At 39.2% G+C, this 18,563-nt stretch carries 16 protein-coding genes; 3 read left to right on the top strand and 13 right to left on the bottom strand.

Features of this window, described 5'->3' with window-relative positions; all coding sequences use genetic code 11:
- Positions 1-50: 50 nt before the first annotated feature.
- The 3 genes from AAFN64_RS13375 to AAFN64_RS13365 all read right to left on the bottom strand — a co-directional run bounded on the left by AAFN64_RS13375 (position 51) and on the right by AAFN64_RS13365 (position 4,258).
- Positions 51-1,196, bottom strand: a complete 1,146-nt coding sequence (locus AAFN64_RS13375) for a hypothetical protein (RefSeq protein ID WP_347760775.1) — start codon at positions 1,194-1,196, stop codon at positions 51-53.
- Between the two features lie 152 nt (positions 1,197-1,348).
- The gene (locus AAFN64_RS13370; protein WP_347760774.1) at positions 1,349-2,104 is read right to left on the bottom strand and encodes a LytTR family DNA-binding domain-containing protein; all 756 of its coding nucleotides are present in this window, start codon (positions 2,102-2,104) and stop codon (positions 1,349-1,351) included.
- 6 nt (positions 2,105-2,110) lie between these two features.
- Entirely contained in the window at positions 2,111-4,258 is a 2,148-nt protein-coding gene (locus AAFN64_RS13365; RefSeq protein WP_347760773.1) for a histidine kinase, read from the bottom strand.
- 337 nt (positions 4,259-4,595) lie between these two features.
- Between AAFN64_RS13365 and AAFN64_RS13360 the strand changes: the two genes are divergently transcribed.
- Together AAFN64_RS13360 and AAFN64_RS13355 are read left to right on the top strand one after the other, a co-directional pair.
- Complete coding sequence (locus AAFN64_RS13360) at positions 4,596-6,029, top strand: hypothetical protein (protein ID WP_347760772.1); 1,434 nt, start codon at positions 4,596-4,598, stop codon at positions 6,027-6,029.
- 40 nt (positions 6,030-6,069) lie between these two features.
- On the top strand, positions 6,070-6,306 hold the full coding sequence (locus AAFN64_RS13355) for a hypothetical protein (RefSeq protein ID WP_347760771.1): 237 nt from the start codon (positions 6,070-6,072) through the stop codon (positions 6,304-6,306).
- 67 nt (positions 6,307-6,373) lie between these two features.
- Here the strand turns inward: AAFN64_RS13355 and AAFN64_RS13350 are convergent, their stop codons facing one another.
- From AAFN64_RS13350 to AAFN64_RS13310, 9 genes are all read right to left on the bottom strand, one after another.
- Entirely contained in the window at positions 6,374-7,312 is a 939-nt protein-coding gene (locus AAFN64_RS13350; protein WP_347760770.1) for a hypothetical protein, read from the bottom strand.
- A gap of 507 nt (positions 7,313-7,819) precedes the next feature.
- A complete protein-coding gene (locus tag AAFN64_RS13345; protein WP_347760769.1) occupies positions 7,820-9,589 on the bottom strand; it encodes a tetratricopeptide repeat protein in 1,770 nt (589 codons plus the stop codon).
- Positions 9,586-11,355 carry a tetratricopeptide repeat protein gene (locus AAFN64_RS13340; RefSeq protein WP_347760768.1) on the bottom strand — a complete coding sequence of 590 codons (1,770 nt, stop codon included), beginning with the start codon at positions 11,353-11,355 and terminating at the stop codon, positions 9,586-9,588. Before AAFN64_RS13340 ends, AAFN64_RS13345 begins: the two co-directional genes overlap by 4 nt.
- A gap of 101 nt (positions 11,356-11,456) precedes the next feature.
- Complete coding sequence (locus tag AAFN64_RS13335; protein WP_300490082.1) at positions 11,457-12,134, bottom strand: hypothetical protein; 678 nt, start codon at positions 12,132-12,134, stop codon at positions 11,457-11,459.
- A gap of 15 nt (positions 12,135-12,149) precedes the next feature.
- Entirely contained in the window at positions 12,150-12,968 is an 819-nt protein-coding gene (locus tag AAFN64_RS13330) for a WGR domain-containing protein (protein ID WP_300490085.1), read from the bottom strand.
- Positions 12,969-13,065: 97 nt separating this feature from the next.
- On the bottom strand, positions 13,066-13,719 hold the full coding sequence (locus tag AAFN64_RS13325; protein WP_347760767.1) for a tetratricopeptide repeat protein: 654 nt from the start codon (positions 13,717-13,719) through the stop codon (positions 13,066-13,068).
- Positions 13,720-13,737: 18 nt separating this feature from the next.
- A complete protein-coding gene (locus AAFN64_RS13320; RefSeq protein WP_347760766.1) occupies positions 13,738-14,595 on the bottom strand; it encodes a tetratricopeptide repeat protein in 858 nt (285 codons plus the stop codon).
- 199 nt (positions 14,596-14,794) lie between these two features.
- On the bottom strand, positions 14,795-15,973 hold the full coding sequence (locus AAFN64_RS13315) for an MFS transporter (RefSeq protein ID WP_347760765.1): 1,179 nt from the start codon (positions 15,971-15,973) through the stop codon (positions 14,795-14,797).
- Positions 15,970-16,863: an alpha/beta hydrolase gene (locus AAFN64_RS13310; protein ID WP_347760764.1), complete on the bottom strand. Its 894-nt coding sequence runs from the start codon at positions 16,861-16,863 to the stop codon at positions 15,970-15,972. Before AAFN64_RS13310 ends, AAFN64_RS13315 begins: the two co-directional genes overlap by 4 nt.
- Before the next feature lie 121 nt (positions 16,864-16,984).
- Between AAFN64_RS13310 and AAFN64_RS13305 the strand changes: the two genes are divergently transcribed.
- Positions 16,985-17,368, top strand: coding sequence for a helix-turn-helix domain-containing protein (locus AAFN64_RS13305; protein WP_347760763.1), 384 nt, complete (start codon positions 16,985-16,987; stop codon positions 17,366-17,368).
- A gap of 112 nt (positions 17,369-17,480) precedes the next feature.
- Here the strand turns inward: AAFN64_RS13305 and AAFN64_RS13300 are convergent, their stop codons facing one another.
- Positions 17,481-18,284, bottom strand: a complete 804-nt coding sequence (locus AAFN64_RS13300; RefSeq protein WP_347760762.1) for a hypothetical protein — start codon at positions 18,282-18,284, stop codon at positions 17,481-17,483.
- Positions 18,285-18,563: the final 279 nt, after the last annotated feature.

Below are 18,563 nucleotides of genomic sequence, written 5' to 3'. Positions count from 1 at the left end.
TTCACGGATTCAAGTGAATGGTGAAAAAATAATGGTAAAGGGTATTGTTTTTATTTTTCCAGTTTCATCCAGAAATAATCGTTCCAACCTTCGATCAGTCTTGTTGGATCGGTATTTTTAGTTCTGTCCTGCTCCGGACTTTGTACGATTCTTTTATCTTTTACAGCAAAGCTATATTTTCTCGGTTTTGCTTCTCCTTCAATAGACAGTTCCACTTTATAAGCACCGTCAGTAAGGTTGGCAAATTTGAATTCTCCCGGTTTGTCTACCAGTTTTAAAGCACATCGGTATTCATTCCATTTAGCTTGCTCTACCTGAGCCACATTTGGAGCTCCCGTTCCGTATTGTTGTGCAAATGGCTTGTTGTCTTTTAGAACTTTCACGCTCCATTTTACACTTTTATTGGTTTTTCGGCTGTTGGCCGGATCGGGCTTGAATTCTTCGTGATTAAGATAATATCCAAAAACCAGATTACCGGATTCATCATAATTCATATAGGCATAATCATTCCACGGACCGCGTGTTACGTACATTTCGTTCATGGCAGAGTAGGCGTCGGGATTCGTTAGTTTTTGAATTTCGAAATTAAACGAATAGTACATTTTATCACCTGCGATAAAATCAAGTCGGTATTCGCCGGTACCCCATTTTTTAACATCAATTTCAGTTCCACCAACCCATTCGCCATCGCGTTTGTATCGGCTGTCAGGAGTATTGTACTTTATTTTTTTGCCATCGTCAAATTGTTGGAATCCGTCATATTCGAAGTAGGTGATGTATTGATCCCCTTTATATACTTTAATTTTTAGAAATTCGGCTTGGTCATGAACGGTGTTTACGGTAGCACCACTAGCTGTTTTGTTTGGAACAAAAGTAGCCGTATACCCGGAAAATCGGGTTAGACCACCTGTTCCTATTGATGTTCCGTACAATAAGGAATTAAAAGTAACTGCCGGCGTTTGTTTGTACATATTCCAGTCCAGTTTTAAGGAAGAAGTTCCGCTGGAAGCACCGCCTTTATTTTTTACCTTTTTGGCAACTTTTTCACCTGTATCAACAGCTTCTTCGGCTTTTTTTACCGTTTCGACTGCGTTATTGGCTTGATTTGCAGTATTTCGGATTTTACCTAAAAGCTGCGCATTGGAGCTGGTAATCGAACCAAGCAATAGTCCAATGATTACTAATTTTTGTTTCATTTTTTTTCTGATTATTGGTTGAATGCAAGACCTTTATTCGGAATTACGATGCAATAATAAATCAAAGAAAAATGAGAATTTTGACTAATGAATATCTGTTTGTTTTTGGAAGATATTCGTAGAAATTGGACGAAAATTCGTTTTAGTGCTATTTATACATGAAGGTTTTCAAGCAAAACCAGAAACTCCTCTTTTTTGCGTACGGAAAGCGGAATGGATGTCTTGTTTTTCATGACAACCGTATTACCGCCATCCGATTTAATAAAATGGTCGAAATAGGCCATATTGATCAAATGCGATTGGTGCGTTCTGAAGAAATTGTGAGGCGCCAACATCGTTTCGTATTCTTTCAGATTGGTTGAAACAATGAGTTTTGGCGCATTAATAAAATTAAAAGTAGTGTAATTTTTATCCGATTCGCAATGCACGATATCCTGAATATTGACCGAATAAATGCGATCGACTGTTTTAAGAACCAATTTTTGCAAATTTTTTGGTCGTTCCAGATTGCTAAATAAGTTATTGAGCTTTATATCAAAAACTTCCTTGCTAATTGATTCTTCTGCTTTTTTAACGGCTTCCACCAAATCGGTCGAATCCAAAGGTTTTAGCAGGTAATCAATAGCTGAAAAACGAAAAGCCCGGATGGCAAAGTCTTCGTAACCAGTAATGAAGATTACTTTAAAATTAATAGGTTGTAGCTTTTGAAGCAAATCAAAACCGGTTCCGTCGGGCATTTCCACGTCGAGAAAAACAATATCCGGGGCCAATTGTTTGATAAGACTTACTCCTGATGTTACCGAATCGGCTTGGCCAATAATAGCAATATTGGGACAGTTTGATTTTATGGTGGCGATATTTTTCTTTCGGATGGTTTCAATATCGTCGATGACAACAGCTTTTAACATAGGTAATTAATTTTCGTAAATGTAAGGGATTTCAAAGGAAACTTTAGCACCCACAATATTGGTATGCTGATCCATAATATTATCGGTTTGTACCAGAAAATCCTGATTTTTGGTATAGCCAATCAAACGTTCTTTGGTAATGGTCATCGCCAATGATTTGTGATTGGTTGTTTTTTTGTCGGTTTCAAATCCTTTTCCGTTATCGGTGACTTCAAAGAATAATTTGGCTTCCTTCAGATAAAAATGAATGGAAATCATACCTTCTTCCGATTTATTGCTTAAACCGTGCTTGATCGCATTTTCAATAAACGGCTGCGTTAGCATTGGCGGTAAAAAGATGGTTTCCGAATCAATTGCGTCTTCGATAGAAATGGTATAGTTGAATTTATTGTTGTATAAAAGTTGCTGAATCGCCAGATAATTCTGTGTCATTTCGACTTCTTCCGACAGCGAAATATAGTTTTCGTTAGAGTTTTCAAGAATCTGACGTGTCAGTTTTGAAAATTTACTCAGGTAATCGACTGCTTCTTTGTCTTGTTTATCCTGAATTAATCCCTGAATGTTATCGATAGAATTAAAAATAAAATGCGGATTCATTTGTGTAACCAATAGTTTCTGTTTGATCTGGTCTTTTTCGAGCACCGTAATCGCTTGTTTTTGTTTGGTATTTCGGTAATAAAAGTAACCTCCCAAAAGAAACAATAAAAGCGCGCCCGAAAGTCCGATGAGCCAGTTGTTTTTAACGGCCGTTTTCTTTTCGCCTTCGAGTTTAATGGCGGCTACTTTTTTGCCCTGAACTAATTTCTGGTTTAGTGTCTTTTTCTCAAAATCGTATTTCAGCCGTTGTTGTGCCAGTTTGTTTCGGGATGTTTCCAGTGCCGATTTCTTTTCGTTTTCCAGCTTGATGACCGATAAATGCTTTTGTTGTTCTAATTTAACAGCGGTTAATTTCTGTTGCTGCAGGATTTTTTGCTGCAGTTCTTTTCTTTCAAAATCGTATTTCAGCCGTTGTTGCGCCAACTCGTTTTTTGAGGCTTCCGTATTACTCGAATCTTTTAGAACGATCCAGGCTTCATACATTTTAAGTGCCTTGTCATATTGTCCACTTTCCTTATAGATCTTATATAACAAATTACTCATACCGGTTCTGGCACCAATGTTTTTTAACTTTAATCCCAGCGCATAAGACTTTTCGCCATATTCAGCCGCTTTGTCATATTTTTTAGATTTGTTATAAACTCTGGCAGCATTTCCATATACGCCCTGTCTGGAAAGGTCATCTTTACATAAAGCCAACGCCTGATCGAGGTAGATTTGTGCCTGAGCACTATCTCCCATGTCGCTACTGGAATTCGCCAACTGTACCAATACCAGCGATTCTGCCTGTGGATCTTTGTTTGGTTTTATGATTTCATAAGCTCTTAGGTAACTTTTGTGCGCTTCCGGAAATTTTTTAAGTCGCGTGTAGGCAACTCCTATGTTGTTATTGATAACTGCAATTTCATGTCGGTCGCTTTTCCATAATTCCGATTCCGGAACGTCATAATAAACCAGGGATTTTTTTAAGTAAACAATTGCTTTTTCCCAATCTTGTTGTGCTATACAGGTTGTTCCGATTTCCTGATTCACATGGGATATACCGGATTCGTTTTTGATGCTTTCGTAGTATTTAAGCGCTTCAAAAAAGTTTTCAAAGGTTTTGGGCCAATCGGCCAATTTTCGATAGTAGGTGCCTTTGCCAATCATAGCCGAGGCCATGGTTTTATAATCTTTTGTTTCTTTCCAATATTTTATGGCCAGATCATAATGTTCCGGTGCTTTATCACTACCATCAATGGTTTCTTTTTTGGCGACATTATAGTAATAGGCTCCGGCCGCATACAGATATTCTTTTTTCATCTTTGGAGTAAGATTATCCATTTTGAGCCCTTTAGAAAAAACAGGAAGCAATTGGTTGTAATAAGCAATGTGTTGTTTGCTCCAGCCAATTGAGTTACTCATCCCCGCATAAATAGTATTTAAGCGTACCATATCACTGGTTTTAGGATTGGCGAGAATAGTATTTATGGAGTCAATTGTCTTATCCTGAGCATAACCAGTCGAAGAAATGAAGAAAAATACAATTACAGTGGCTAGCCAAGTAGTTTTAAACATAACGGAATTTTGGAGGTTATAAATTCGACGTTAAATGTAAGTAATAAAAAAATAACTTTTTTAGAAATAAAGCACCAAATTCACTGCTTTACTGTTACGTATTTGTACGTAAAATTTTAAATAATTATGCTGTTTTCGAGATGTTAATTTCAATAAAAAGAGATTCATTTTTTTGTTGTTAATCTTGTGAAAAAAAGAATGTAGCGCTACGAATTTTCATTGTGATGCAACTAAATTGTTATAAATGGCTACAAATTTTCATTTGTCCTTTTTATTGTAAGATTAAACTTTATCTTTAGCATATATACTTATAACCTTAATCTTATATCCCTTTATAATGGATGCTAAAAAACTTGAACTGATGCGCACCATAGGCGAAGCCTATAGCCCTTATCTTGAAACCGGTAAATCGTATCATAAAGATGTAACCAAAAGTACCTACGGCGCTCAAAGCAGTGGTATATTTTATACCAAAGACGGTATAAAATACAATCATAATACAAATCTTCCTGAAAAAGAAAGAAAGAAGTTAAATAAAGAACTACGCGAATTAGGAGATAAAATAAGTGAGTTGCGTGGCATTGCCGACCTTAATGAGCTTTACAACGACCTGCCCGGAAATACGCAGATTCGGTTTACTTTTATTAAAGATGAACCTGTAGCCATGCAGATATATGGTGTGGCAGAACTTATTTCGGGTATCAAAGAAGAACTTCTTGAAAAGACTATGGGTGTTACCGATCAGGGCGCCTTTAAGAAAGCTGCGGGTATTGGGGATTTTGTAGAGCAAGCGGACAAGATTAATATTGCAGGGAACTATAGCGTTGAATTTGAAAACAAGACGTTTTCACGGACGTCTTTTTACGGACTTGGAATTGATTTGTTGAATACTGCGCTAGGAGATCAGCTGCAACGTATCTGGTTCCATCTGGAGGATGATAAACTTACAGTACAAACCGAGCCGGCATTCCCCGAACATGGTCTGCATGCTATTGAAGATGCTTCTGTGGACCTGGACCCGGCTTTCGCCAAAAGAAAAGAAGCAACTGCCGAAGCCATTCGCCTGCGTCATGAGTTTTTCAGGTCGGTTGGAACCTTGCATGACGAAATACTATACCTGAACATTGGAGGTTTCCGGGATCATAACTGGCCGGGATATACTTCGGGAACGATTGCCGCGAAATTCCGTGTGATTTATACCGAAAATACAACTATTGTAATAACCGACGGTCTTTCGGATATTTATGCTAAAGAACAAGAGGATAAGGAATTGGCTTATAATGGAACAGGAGCAGAGTACTATCTGGAATTTGACAGTATTGTACCGTTCTACAAAGTAAGAGATCATTATGCGCTGGCTTTACTGAACAGTGTGACGCAAGTGGCTTTGAGACATGGTAAGTTTAAGGAGCTGATCGAAAAATTTGAATCGCTTACCTTGCAGTTTAACACTGCCGATGTGGAGACCTGGGTGATTAGGGACAATGATGCCAATAATGAACCGACTACATTCTTTAACAGTACGCAGTACGATGCTAAGAAACCTTTTGGTACGTTGCTGACCCTTGGATCGAAAAGCCTTCCGAAACATATCCGTTTGAATATTGAAGAAATAGCACTGATAAGCGTGAAGCCATTTGGAAAAGAGTGGTTTGGTAAGGATAAGCTCTCCAATTCGGATGAAGCGGTAAAAACAGCTACCCGTATGAACATGATCAAAGCATTCGAAGCGGATGGATCATTTCATACCATACCGGTTTCGTACGTATAACACTTTAATAAACAAAATTGAGCTATAATACATTGTGCATATGCAACAGGAACCTTTATTTATAACGGATATCACCATTGGAGGCGAAATCCATACGGCAAAAATCTTCGGAAATGTCGATAAAACGACCAATTTTATTTATTATACCTTTCAATTGAGTGATGGAAAGCGTATTATGATTTCTAAATTTGACGGTGATAAATGGCAGATCACGAATAGTAATGACGGTACTAACGACCTGGCAGAGCAGTTGGGAAGAATAATTGATACCGAATAGCCTTTATTAATTCTGATTTTATATAAAAAAAACGCCCGTATATAACGGGCGTTTCTATTGTGTTTTACTATTGCTTTAGTAAGGCAATATTCTTGATGTGGAAAAGGCTTGTAAATTTACTGGCATCATGTCCCCATTCGTTCGGTTTGGAGAAGGTAATGGAAATAGAATCCACGGTAATACTTCTCCAAAGATCCGGATTACTGAAATCCAGATTTCGATGTCCGTTAATGTGTTCAATCTTAAATAGACCTACTCTAGGATTGTCAAAAATAATGTCTTTCAGACGTACCACTTTTCCGTGCATCTGACCCAGACTGTATAGTGCAAGCACTTCCATGCCATCCAACGAGTATTCGATCTCGTAATCGTCCGAAAGGATCAGTTTGCGTTGCTCCGGTGTAAACGTAATTTCATCATCGTCATCGTCTTCTTCCAATGCAATGACGGTATTATAAATACTATCGCTAAAGTTGTCTTCCTCCTGGTATTCCGGTTGTTGTTTGATTTCGTTGTGATAAACCTCAACTTCCTGTGTCAGGGTAGGGTCGAATAAATCTAAAGTTTCCTTTACATCCACTTCTCCTTCAATAAAAAAGGTGATACCATTTGCTTTGGCACTGGCGGGCGTTTCGCCACCCCACTCGGCCAACGCGGCAGGTACGTCCATATCGTTGATGAAAAATGTGAAAGAAACTTCACCTTCGGCTTCTAAAGCACATGGGAATTCATCGACAAACACACCGTTGCGTTGTGTACTAGCACAATTTTCAGGGTTACTGATGTCGGTTCCCAATACGATTTTTTCTTCCACACCTTTTACGGTACGTTTGGCATAAAAAGTACCTTTTGTACCGATAATGGTCACGGCATCTTTACCAGCCTTTACATTTATAGTAGCTTTGATCATCGGGTCAAAGTACGGCCATGGGCTCTCTACCCGTGTATATTCCAGTTTTACGCCGGTGACACCCACCATGCTTTTAATTTTGTCAAAAAATCCCATAATTATTTTTAGTGTTTAATTTCTTTTTGGTTATCTGAATCTTTAAATTTTCTGAATAATCAGCTGTCTGTTTACGCTTTATACCGACCTTTATTTAAGAATCCGTATAATGGTATAGTACTTGCCTTTATGGAGCATAACAAGCTAAAATAACAATAAAAATTATTTCTACAATACCGTGATAAAAAAGTTATCGCTAATTTCTTAATTTAATAAAGAATTCGTAATTTAAAAATGTGATGTATAGCGGGATATTATATCAATCCATAGTGTATGATAAATTTTTCTGTTTCGAATCGTTCCGACAACTGTTACTTTTTGTATCGGATTCTCTTCTCTGAAATCGTAAACTTTTAGACTCTAAACCCTTTTATAAGGGTGGAGTCTATGGTTTGGATATCCCGTTATAGTGTGCAAATTACGACTTAATAAGATGTCTGTATTTGTAAATGATTATTCGTAGTTGTTTATTGAAAGTTTGTAGGCGATTGTAATAAAAGCGTCCTATTAGTCATCGGTAACGTACTGTATTTCCAACTGTGTCATTACACCGACCGTGCCATCTTCGAGGGTTATATTTTTTACGGTTACCGGAGCCTCAAGCCTTTCTGCGGTTATGCTTATATCCCGCAATTCCAAAATACGTTGTTGCTCACCGGGTTGTAACGGTCCGCCGGAGTCGCTTACGCAAATCAACAGCTTGTTGTCTTTTAACAGTAATTGTACGGCAATCGAATGTTGGTTGGAACCTGTTATTCTTTTTATGGCATTGGTAAGCAACGGCTGCGTGAGCATTGGTGGAAGGTAAATGGCCTCGGTATCCATACCGTCGTCATCAACCGTAAAATTAAAGCCGCCGGGATAAAGCAACTGCTGAACCGTGAGATAGTTGGTTATCATGGCGATCTCTTCATCCAGCGAAATAGAGTCGCCCGTACTGCTTTCCAGTATCTGTCGGGTCAGACGGGTGAATTTGGAAAGATAGGAGGCGGCTATATCCGGCTTGTCTTCCCGGATGAGGTTTTGTATGCTCTCGATCGATGACGTTATAAAATGGGGACTCATTTGTGTGAGTAGTAATTGCTGGCGTAACGTAGCGCTCTTTTTGGATAGCAGTAGATTTTTTCTTTTGTTAAACCGGTACAATACCAATGTAACGGTAACCAGAAAAAGCGTTACAGCTACCGAAATGCCTATTTTTACGTTATTGCGGAAGCTTACTTGTTCCTGTTTTACCCGTTGTAGTTCGCGCTGCTGTTTAAGGAGCTTGTTTAGCGTTTCGACTCTTCCGGTTTTAAAGTTAAAGGCCATCTTATCGGTCGTAATTTTTTTCTGCGCGGCATCGTACCGTTCTTCAAGCAATTCGTGTTCCTTCAGATAACGGGAAGCGGTTTGAAAACGGTTCATCGCAAAATACAGCTCACCAAGGCAAAAGGCAGCTACCGAAAGCCGATCGTTGTTATTGGCGGCTAAGGCATCGCGGTACACGAGCTTTAATTGATGTTCTGCTTCTTTGTACTTTTCGTTAACGATGCATATTTTTCCGTATTGGATACGGTTATCGTTCACATCCACTTTGTCATACTGTAACGCAGCCTGCAAAGCCATCCGGAAATAGTGTTCGGCAATTTCGGTGTTATATACTGTAGTATAGGGTTCGATATAGCATTGCCCCAACGAATTGTAAATGTTATCCAGGTTGTACAACTCCGGTATTCTTTGTGCCAAAACCAACGCTTCTTTCAGCATGGGTATAGCCCGCGCGGTATTTATTTTTCGATATACTTCTCCTTGTCGCCAAAGCGCCAGTTCCAGTAGGGTATCTTTTTTTAAAGGTCTTAAAGCTTTTACAGCACTGTCGGCATAGATCATCCCGTTGATAAACATTCCACTCTTTCGCCAACATGTTTCAAGGTTCATCAGACTTTTGGCAACGGTCTCCTTATCGTCTTGTTTCTGGAGGACTTCCACACATTCTTCGCCAAGTTTTATCGCGGTTTCGTAATTAGCGGTTTCGGTATACAGTGATGAAAGGTTATACAGACTCTGACCTAGTTTTTTGTCGAACTTGTGCACTCGGCAAAGGGCTATGGCTTTCTGAAACAGCGATTCGGCTTTTTCAAAATTTCCTTTTTCATTGTAGGTCGTTCCCAAACGATTCAGAATGTCGACCTGCATTTCGGGCGAAGTTTTCCCGTTATTATGTTGTGCAATCACTGTCTGCGGTAAAAACAACAGGAAACAGGAAACGAAGTATACAATACAGAATTGCTTCATGCAAGGTTGTTCTTTATTTTGTACGGAATCGCAAAACGGCTAACGGTGCCTTTTACAATGCCGTTATCAATGATGTTGGCGATTTCAATCGTCTCCTGTGTGGCATTGAGCCTTTCGGATGTAATTTTTGTAGCCATAGACCGGTGACCTTCTCTTGTTTCTCCGCTAAGGCCTTTTCCGTTATCTGTTACTTCAAAATAAAGCTTGTTGCGCTTTTTATAGAATCGGATTTGTAAGCTGCCGTCTGATTTTTTTCCGGCGATTCCGTGTTTTACAGCATTTTCGATAAATGGTTGCGTGAGCATCGGAGGAATGAAGGTTGTTTCGGTATCAATCCCGTCTTCTGCGATGATTTTATAATCGAAATTATTATAAAGCAGTTGTTGTATCGTCAGGTAGTTCACCGTCATGTTGATTTCTTCTTTGAGACTGATGTATTGTAGCGAAGAGTTCTCCAGTATCTGAAGGGTAAGTTGTGAAAATTTCGAGAGATAAGCAACAGCTTCGTCATTTTTATCTTCGTAAATAAGGTTTTGTATGGTATCGACTGAGTTGAAGATAAAATGCGGATTCATTTGTGTAAGCAGTAATTGCTGTTTCAGTTCGTTGTTTCTGTTGGCCGCGATGGCTCTTTTCTGTCTGAAGTAAAAATATAAAAATATCAGAAGAGTGATCAACACGATAATGGTAAATATAAAACCGAACAGGAATACGTTCTTTTTTGCATTCGCCTGTTGAGCTTCAATTTTTTGTGTTTCGGTGGTAGCCTGAAGAAGGCTGTTTTGCAGTGCCAGTTGTTCGGTATCGAATTTTACCGAACGGGCTTCGGTATTGGTAAGGATTGCCTCACTCATCAATCCCATTTTGGCTTGTACCGCTTCTATTCTGTAACGATACGCCTGTTCGTAGTTGCTTTGTTTTTCATATAATTCTGCCAATAGCCGGTTGGCCATAACATAATCTTCGCTTTCCTCGTCTAAGGGTTTTAACGCAATGCATTGCTCCAAAAAAGACTTCGCTTTTGGAATGTCGTTACCGGAAAGATAGCATTCTCCCAAATGCTTTAAAATGCGCATCCGGATATCGACATATCGATTTGTTTTTTCATGGGCCAATGCCGCGCGGTAATACTGTTTTGCCTTTTGGGAATTGCCGAGCATGGCATGGCAAAAGCCCAATTGATCCATTATGTAAGCTTTAGCATTATAAAAACCGGTGCCGGTTGTTACGGCAAGCGCTTCAGATAGTGGTTGTAATGCTTCTGCATATTTCTTCTGACTGATAAAAAAAATGGCATAAAGTACCTTGGCCGTAGCCGTGTTTTCTTTTTGATGCGCGTTTCTTTTGAGAATATTTAGTGCTTTATGGTGATAACCGGCTGCTTTGGTGTAATCTTTTTTAAATCCGAAGATCTGACCCATTACGCTGTAGCAATAGGCAATACCAATGGAGTCGTTAGACAGGCACATTCCTTCAAATGCTCTGGTAACCTGATAAAAGGCTTCGTCATATTTCCGGGATCTGACATAGGCTTGTGCGGTGCGATAGGCCGACCTGTCCCGAAGTGGCCTGTCGGCTACCATAAAGGCGACATCTACATCCAATTGCGCAATGGCAGCCTTGTAGTTCTGTCCGGCTCTGCTGTAGGTATCGGCTACATATTGTAGTGAGTCGATGCGTTTATAATCCTGGGCATAAAGGAGGCCGGCCGCATTGAAAAGAATGCAGTAAAATATATATAACCACTTGATTTTAAAGTTTTTCATTGTTTCCGGCGCTTCGGGTTTTTACGGCTCATGCAATTAAAACTATAGCCGGGTAATACTGTTATTAGGTAGTATTACCCGGCTATAGCAATGATGTCGTTTTACAGTTCCAATGAATACCCTCTGTCCTGTAACTCTTCAATTTCTTCGTCGGTCATTACGGCTCCTTTTTCTTTAAGTTGGGCAAAGAAATCTTTATTGTTGTAGTAAGCCATTCCCAGTATGCTTCTTTCGTTGAGTCCTATAAAATCGTCACTTTCAACAACGAGGTTCAGGTTTGATCCGGCGTCGATGAGCTTTTGGATAATAGTAGGGGATACTCCATGTTTGTTTATTGTATATGCAAGTGCGCTCCATCCCAAATGATCAGTTTTATTCGCATCTGCGCCGCCGTTAAGCAACGATTCAACGATTCGGGCATAGATAGCTGTAGCATTATGACAGGCTTCGGCAATCATAGTAAGCGGTGTTTTGCCGTCTTTGGTTTCATTAAGGTCTACGAATTGGTTATGAGCCATACTGTCTATTATTCGGTCATAACCTTTTTCAGGAAACCAGGAATCTTCAAAATTAAGCGCCAGATAAATAGAAGGGGCATTATCTTTAGTAACGGCACTCATTAGTGTCTGTATTTCATTAAAATCCCGATCGTCTATCGCCGATGTTAACGCATCATGCATTTGCTCGCGCGAAATAGAAGCGGAAGGATTTTCGGAAGTGCTTTTTTCTTTTTTCGGCTCGGCCTGATTGTTTTTTTTGAAAAAATTAAATAAACCCATAATTAACACGTTGAATTAGTTTGTTCTTGTATATCCTTTACCCAGCTTTTCGTTGATCAGCTTGTCGCGCTCCTTTTCGGCTTTTTGCACGGAATCCAATTCTTTTACGTTTTTTTGACCGGCGGTTCCTGTTTTTCCGTAGGTAATATTTAATGTGGCACCATTCTGTATAATCTGCCAGAACTTATCGCTTTTGGCATCTTTATAGTGAAGTAGTACTGCTTCGCCTTCTGCCACTTTTATTTCCGATTTATAATAGGAGGAAAGGTTCCATGCCGCGGTCTCATAACGCATTTTTTCTCTAAGGTGATACAGGTATTCCGCATCGGCAACTTCAAACTCCAGTGTGTACAGATCCTTTTCAAGCTTCCGCTTTACAGGTTTCGATAGTATTACCTTGTTGGCAACATCGATTACCTTTAATGGCTCGTTATCGAATTGTACATAATATTGACCGTTCGACATTCCGCTGGCTGAAACTTTTTTGCCATATTGTAACGCCAGTTCTTCGTTGTGTTTTTGCGAATATTCACGATCATTTCTTTTTTGTCCTTCCTCCGGTGTGATGTCGAGCTTCATACCGTCGTTATACTGATGCATAACATCGTATTCGTCTTTTCGCGGATGTTCGGTTACCAGTTTTTTCCATTCTTCCATTGGAATCGGAAGTTTATTGAAATAAGGTCTTTCAATATGTCCCGTTTCAAGTAATATTTGCAAAGCAAAGTCTTTAGAACCGATATCGCTTCCCGCATCGGGATGGTCTACGCGAACTTCTGCTGTTACTTTGGTTGCTTCAATGCTTTTTACCGTAATTGTATATAGTGTTGCCATTTTAAATTATTTGTAGCGCTAAGGTATAGAAATATCCTGCGCTACAATTTGTTAATGAAGATTCGTTGGGAACAAATGTATATTTGTTTCTGAAAAATTACATTCCGTCCATTTGACGTAAAAATGCCTCGCGTTGTTCGTCTTCCAGTTTTTCGTAGGCTTCGGCTTTTGCCTCGTCCTGCGGTACGCCTTCACCATAGCGATACATCAGACCCAGGGTTTCTGTTGCCCGTACATTTCCAAGCTGCGAAGCTTTGTCATACCAGGTTATCGCTTTTTCCATATCCTGCGGCATGTTGTTTCCTGTGGCATAAAAAGTACCCATATTATAGCACGCTCTGTCACTGCCCGCATTGGCCGATTTCAGGTTCCAGTTTGTTGCCGTTTCTGCATCGATTTCGGTTCCGATACCGGTGGCGTAATAGACGTACAGTTCAAACATGGCATCGGCATTGCCTAACGCAGCCGATTTTTGATGGTAGTCGAACGATACGGCATAATCCGGAGACAACCAGGATTCGCCGTTGTAATACAGCAGTCCCAGTTCGTACAACGCAGGACTATAGTCTTTTTCGCCTAGCTCTTTGTAGATGTCAATATATATACCGAGCGTTTCTTCCCCAAAGAAGGGCATTGATTTCATCGATTCGAAATAATATTTTGTATCTCTGAATAGTTGTTCGTGAGTGTATTTGCTAAAAGCATCATTGCTGATTATCGCTTTTAATTCGTCGTGATCAATACGTTCCATATTTTTTTGATTGGATTATTATTTTAACGCTTCGAAATTTTTTAGCAGCTTGTTGTAGTCTTTCCTGTCAGACGGAGACGCTATCAGTGCTTCAATTTTTGGAAGCTGTACTCCGGCATCGGCTTTACGCTTGTGGTAAACCAGGAAATCGCCGTAATTCCAGTTGTTAAGGAAATACGATTTAATGGCAATACTTTCTTTGTAATTGGCTTCAGCATTGGCCAGATCTTTATTCATAAGGTAGCACGAAGCCAATTGATCATGCAGGAACGCTTTGTCGGTATCATCCCACTCTTCGTTGAGTGCGTTCCGATATACATCGATTGCGTCCTGGTATTTGCGACTCATGATCAGCTTTCCGGCTGTATTGATATAGGGTGTTGTTCTGCTACTGGTTTCCGGAAATGACGAACTGTCTGAAGTAGTAGCATCCGATATGGAAATCTCACCGTTAAAAACAGATTTTTTCAGATAGTTAACCAGCTTTTCATCAGTATTGGTTTGATCAAAGAAATTTTGTAGTTGTTTGTAGTTCCCTTCGTTGAGAACCACATTGGCATTAACAGAATTGCTAAGCTTGTCATAAAGCGGATCGATAAGTTTGCTGCCCGAAATATTCATCTCGGCAAATACCTTTCTCAACAGATCCAAGACCGCGATAAGGTGAATTTTCTGTTCGGGTTTTACGTGGTTGTCATAAGGGATTACAAATGCTTCCCCTAAAGCTCTTAAGGAAGCATTGATTTCGCCGTCGTCAAATTTTTTCTTTGCGTCGATTAGTTTTTCAGGTGCTTTTTTCAGGTTCTTTTTTGAAGAGAACAACGAATAAATAATAAGGAGCACTACTGCGCCTCCTCCGATGTAAAAATAATTCATAGTTAATTTAAGTCAAAGTGGTTATTTGGATTGCAAAGTACCACTTTAATGAATAGCTTGTATTTGTAAATGATTATTCGTGGTGATGTATTGGAAATTTGTACCGGATTGGAAGAAATTCGTTATACCAGTCATCCATAATGTAGATGCTTCCAATAATAGCATTGTGTAGCTATGCAGACGGTACTGTTTTTACACCTTATTTTTTACTGTTGTCTATGACAATGGTTTGTACTAATGCTTTTCGCTCCAAATATTTCCTGATCAATATCATCGAAAAAGCCAGCAAACCGAATACCAACGTTAGCCATGGTGTGTATTGAACACCTCTTGTGGCTATAATCCATCCGCCTATCGTAGTACCTACTGTAACGCCCATATTGCCAAAGGAAGTCGCAAGGCTGTTGGCAAATTCCAACGATTGCGGTGCCGATGAAATCATATAAGTAGAAGCATTTAGAAAACTCGGGGAATACAAAAATCCCCAAAGTAGTATCACCAAAAACACCGCTATGGTATTCGTACCCGAAAAATGTAACAATACCGGAATGAGAATGGTTCCCGACAAAAATAAGGCAGTGGTATTCGTTATATTTTTGTTGAGCATTTTTCCCGAAATACGGTTGGCTATAATTCCGATACAACCAAAGGCAAAAAGCATATAGCTCACCATGGTGTTATCCATGCTTTTTGCTTTGTTGAGGTATTCGGCAAAGTAACTATAGGTGGAAAACCATCCGGAGATCATAAAAAAATTCATGGCCGTACTAACGATAAATATAGGTTGAGTGAGTATTTTCAACTGACTTCCGTATGATTTTTTCGCGATAACCGGCATATTGGGCAGAAAGCTATAGATCACCAACAGCGCAATAGCGCTAACAATAGTTTGAACGATAAAAGAATATTCCCATGAAAGTTTACTCGCTAACCAGGTTGCAAACGGAACGGTAGAAACCATCGCAATGGCTACACCGCTAAAAACAATACTCATCAATTCGTTTTCATGTTTTTTATCTCCTTTTGAAACCGCAACCGACAAAGCCGTAGCAATATATACCGGCTGTAGCAATGCAGGAAGCATCCGAACCACCATCAACAGCCAGAAAGGAGGGGAAAAGGAGGATATGATTCCCGTAAAAAGAAAGATAAGGATCGCTGAGGCCATTATTTTTTTGCGGTCAAAGCCTGACGTTAATAAGGTCATAAAAGGACCGGTCAATGCGATTACTAATGCAAAAGCACTAAGTAGCATTCCAGCTTTGTCGATGCTTATTTTGTAATGTTCGGCTATTTGAGGGAGTATGCCAATAACACCAAACTCGGTAGTAATGACAGCGATAAAACCCAAACATCCGATGTAGGCGTATTTTTTCATTTTGAAGTACTGTTTCTGTTTGTAAAATCGATCAAATCCTGCATTAACGTTTTTGCATCTTTAATAAAGCCACCCATTTGAAAGAAACCGTGGGTAGTTCCCTCGTATAGTTTCAGCTCTATAGATACTCCTTTTGCTTTTAGTTTTTCGGCATATTGGATGGCTTCGTCTTTTAAGGGATCGTACTCGGCAATGGCTATAAATGTTGGTGGTAACTCCTCCAGGTCGTCTGCTAATAAAGGAATCGCATCGGGATTATTCCGGTCGTCTGTTTTTTGCAAATACCAATCCCAGGCCTGAATGCCTCCTTTTAAATCCAACAGCGGTCCATTCTGAAATTCAATCCAGGAAGGGGTGTTCAGCGTGTTGTCTGTAACCGGGTAGATGAGTAGTTGCGCACTCACTTTTTTTCGGAATTTTCGCGTAACAGTTGCTGCCAAAGCACCACCGGCACTATCTCCGGCTATGGTTATTCTGTTTGGGTCGATATGGAGTACGGACGCATTTTCAATAACCCATTCCACAGCAAGTTCGCAATCATTTAAACCAGCGGGAAAAGGATGTTCCGGTGCCAGCCTATAATCGACACTAATAATAGTTGCTTGTGCTACATTCGCTAGCTGTCGTAATGGCGTATCGTGTGTTTCAAGGCTTCCGGCATTAAACCAGCCTCCGTGAAAATAAATAATGACAGGTGATTGATCATTATCATTCGGGCGATAGACTCGCAACGGAACGGAATGATCCTCTTTTACTGCAGTTTGCGCTTCGATTTGAAAAACGGCCTCTTTTTCGCCGGCCAAAGGGATAAATTTTTCATAAAAAGCCCTACCGGTTTCCCACGGATTTAGATCTGTTGGTACTTCAATATTTTGAGTAGGCCAAGGCATCTTGTGTTTGTTCTACTAGTATCATATTACTTTCTTTTACGTTAGTCGACAAAATTATCGGGTAATAACTATATTTGTATAGTACGCATCTAATTGTATGATACTAACAAATTTGTAAGCAATGGGAAAAAGAAAAGAAAATTCAACCAATATGTTGAATGAGAATTATATAGTAGAAAGCTGTAATCTAACCTATGCCGTATGTAAAATAGGAGGTCGGTGGAAATTATTGATCCTTTGTAAACTGGAAAACGGAAAATTGCGTTTCAGCGAATTGCGCAACCAAATTGTAGGAATTACAGAGCGTATGCTTACGCTACAACTTCGTGAACTGGAAAAAGAGGGGCTGGTCAAAAGAACCGTTTATGCAGAAGTTCCGCCACGAGTGGATTATGAGTTAACCGATATTGCTCAGGAATTGGTGCCTATATGGAATCAATTGAGCCAATGGGGGGCAAAGCATAAAGAATTAGTTGTCGAAAAGGAGGTTGATAAGGGTTTTTAATTCTCTTAAAAAGAGAAAAGGAAGAATTTCTTCAAATATAAATTTAATAAAGATGACCATAACATTTTATCTCGAACAATAGCAGGAGCAGGAGTGGAGTGATAGCATTTGTTTATCGCTCAATTATTTTTACCTTATAAAATACATATTCATTTCCGGTTTCTTTATATTCTGTAACCAGCCCGAAATAGAGCGTAGTATCATCTGTCCAGAATTCTTTTTCTATATAACAAAGCCATTCTCCTGTTTTATCTTTAAAAAGTTTATTTAAGTCGACTATTTTTTGAAATTTACCGTTTTGCTTTTTCTGGATAAAATGTTCATAACATTCTTGTCCTTCATATATCTTGTTCAACCGGTATTTGCTGTTTGGGGATTCCGTTGCTAGCTCAGGATTACCGGCATCTTCCGTTTCCTGACCCGTTCCTAAATCAAAACTTACATCCGACATATGACCGCCTTCTAATAAAAGAATGTCATCGGTAGGAAAATAGGCGACGAAGGAGCAATAATTACACTCTCCATCGTTTTCAAGTATGGTGCCGTTTCTGAAATGGATCTTGTTGATATACAGTGTGCTGTCTCCTTCTTTGCGAAAATCAACAATTCCGGATAATTGTTTTTGCACGATAGTGAGATCCGTGATCTTTTCTATCGGTTTGCTTACTTTCTTATACTGCATAGCGGAATAGAACTGATTGCTACTTATTTGTTCGATCGCTATAGTTATAGCGTGTGGATCATGTTTAACAACAGTTTTCTCTTCTTCCGTGTTTAATTTGGTGATTGCTGTTGGTTGTTTGCTTTGTTTGCTTTGATTGTTTTGATTGTTTTTCTCCTTCTGATCACAAGAAACCAGACCGATTAGTAGTAGCAATACTAAAAATGAGCGTTTTATAAAAAATTTTCTTTTCATTTTTGGTAGAATATTCTTTGTTGCAGTTCTTATATTTTTGCTTAATTTGTGGGAATATACAACAAAATAAAGCAGTTGCGCCAATACGATCCTGTTTTATTTGGTAATCCTGTTAAATCGATTTATTGACTAACATGGAAACAGGATTTAGTGTACTTACATTTGTGTCATAGTAACACAATGTATATATTTGGTTTTAGATGTCATTCAATAAATAATAAGCCTGGATAATGAAGTTAAAAATACTATTTCCGTTTTTATGCTTAGTGACTAATTTTA

The organism is Flavobacterium sp. CAU 1735 (assembly GCF_039888695.1).
Classification (GTDB): Bacteria; Bacteroidota; Bacteroidia; order Flavobacteriales; family Flavobacteriaceae; genus Flavobacterium.
This window is presented reverse-complemented; position numbering and strand designations above follow the sequence as displayed.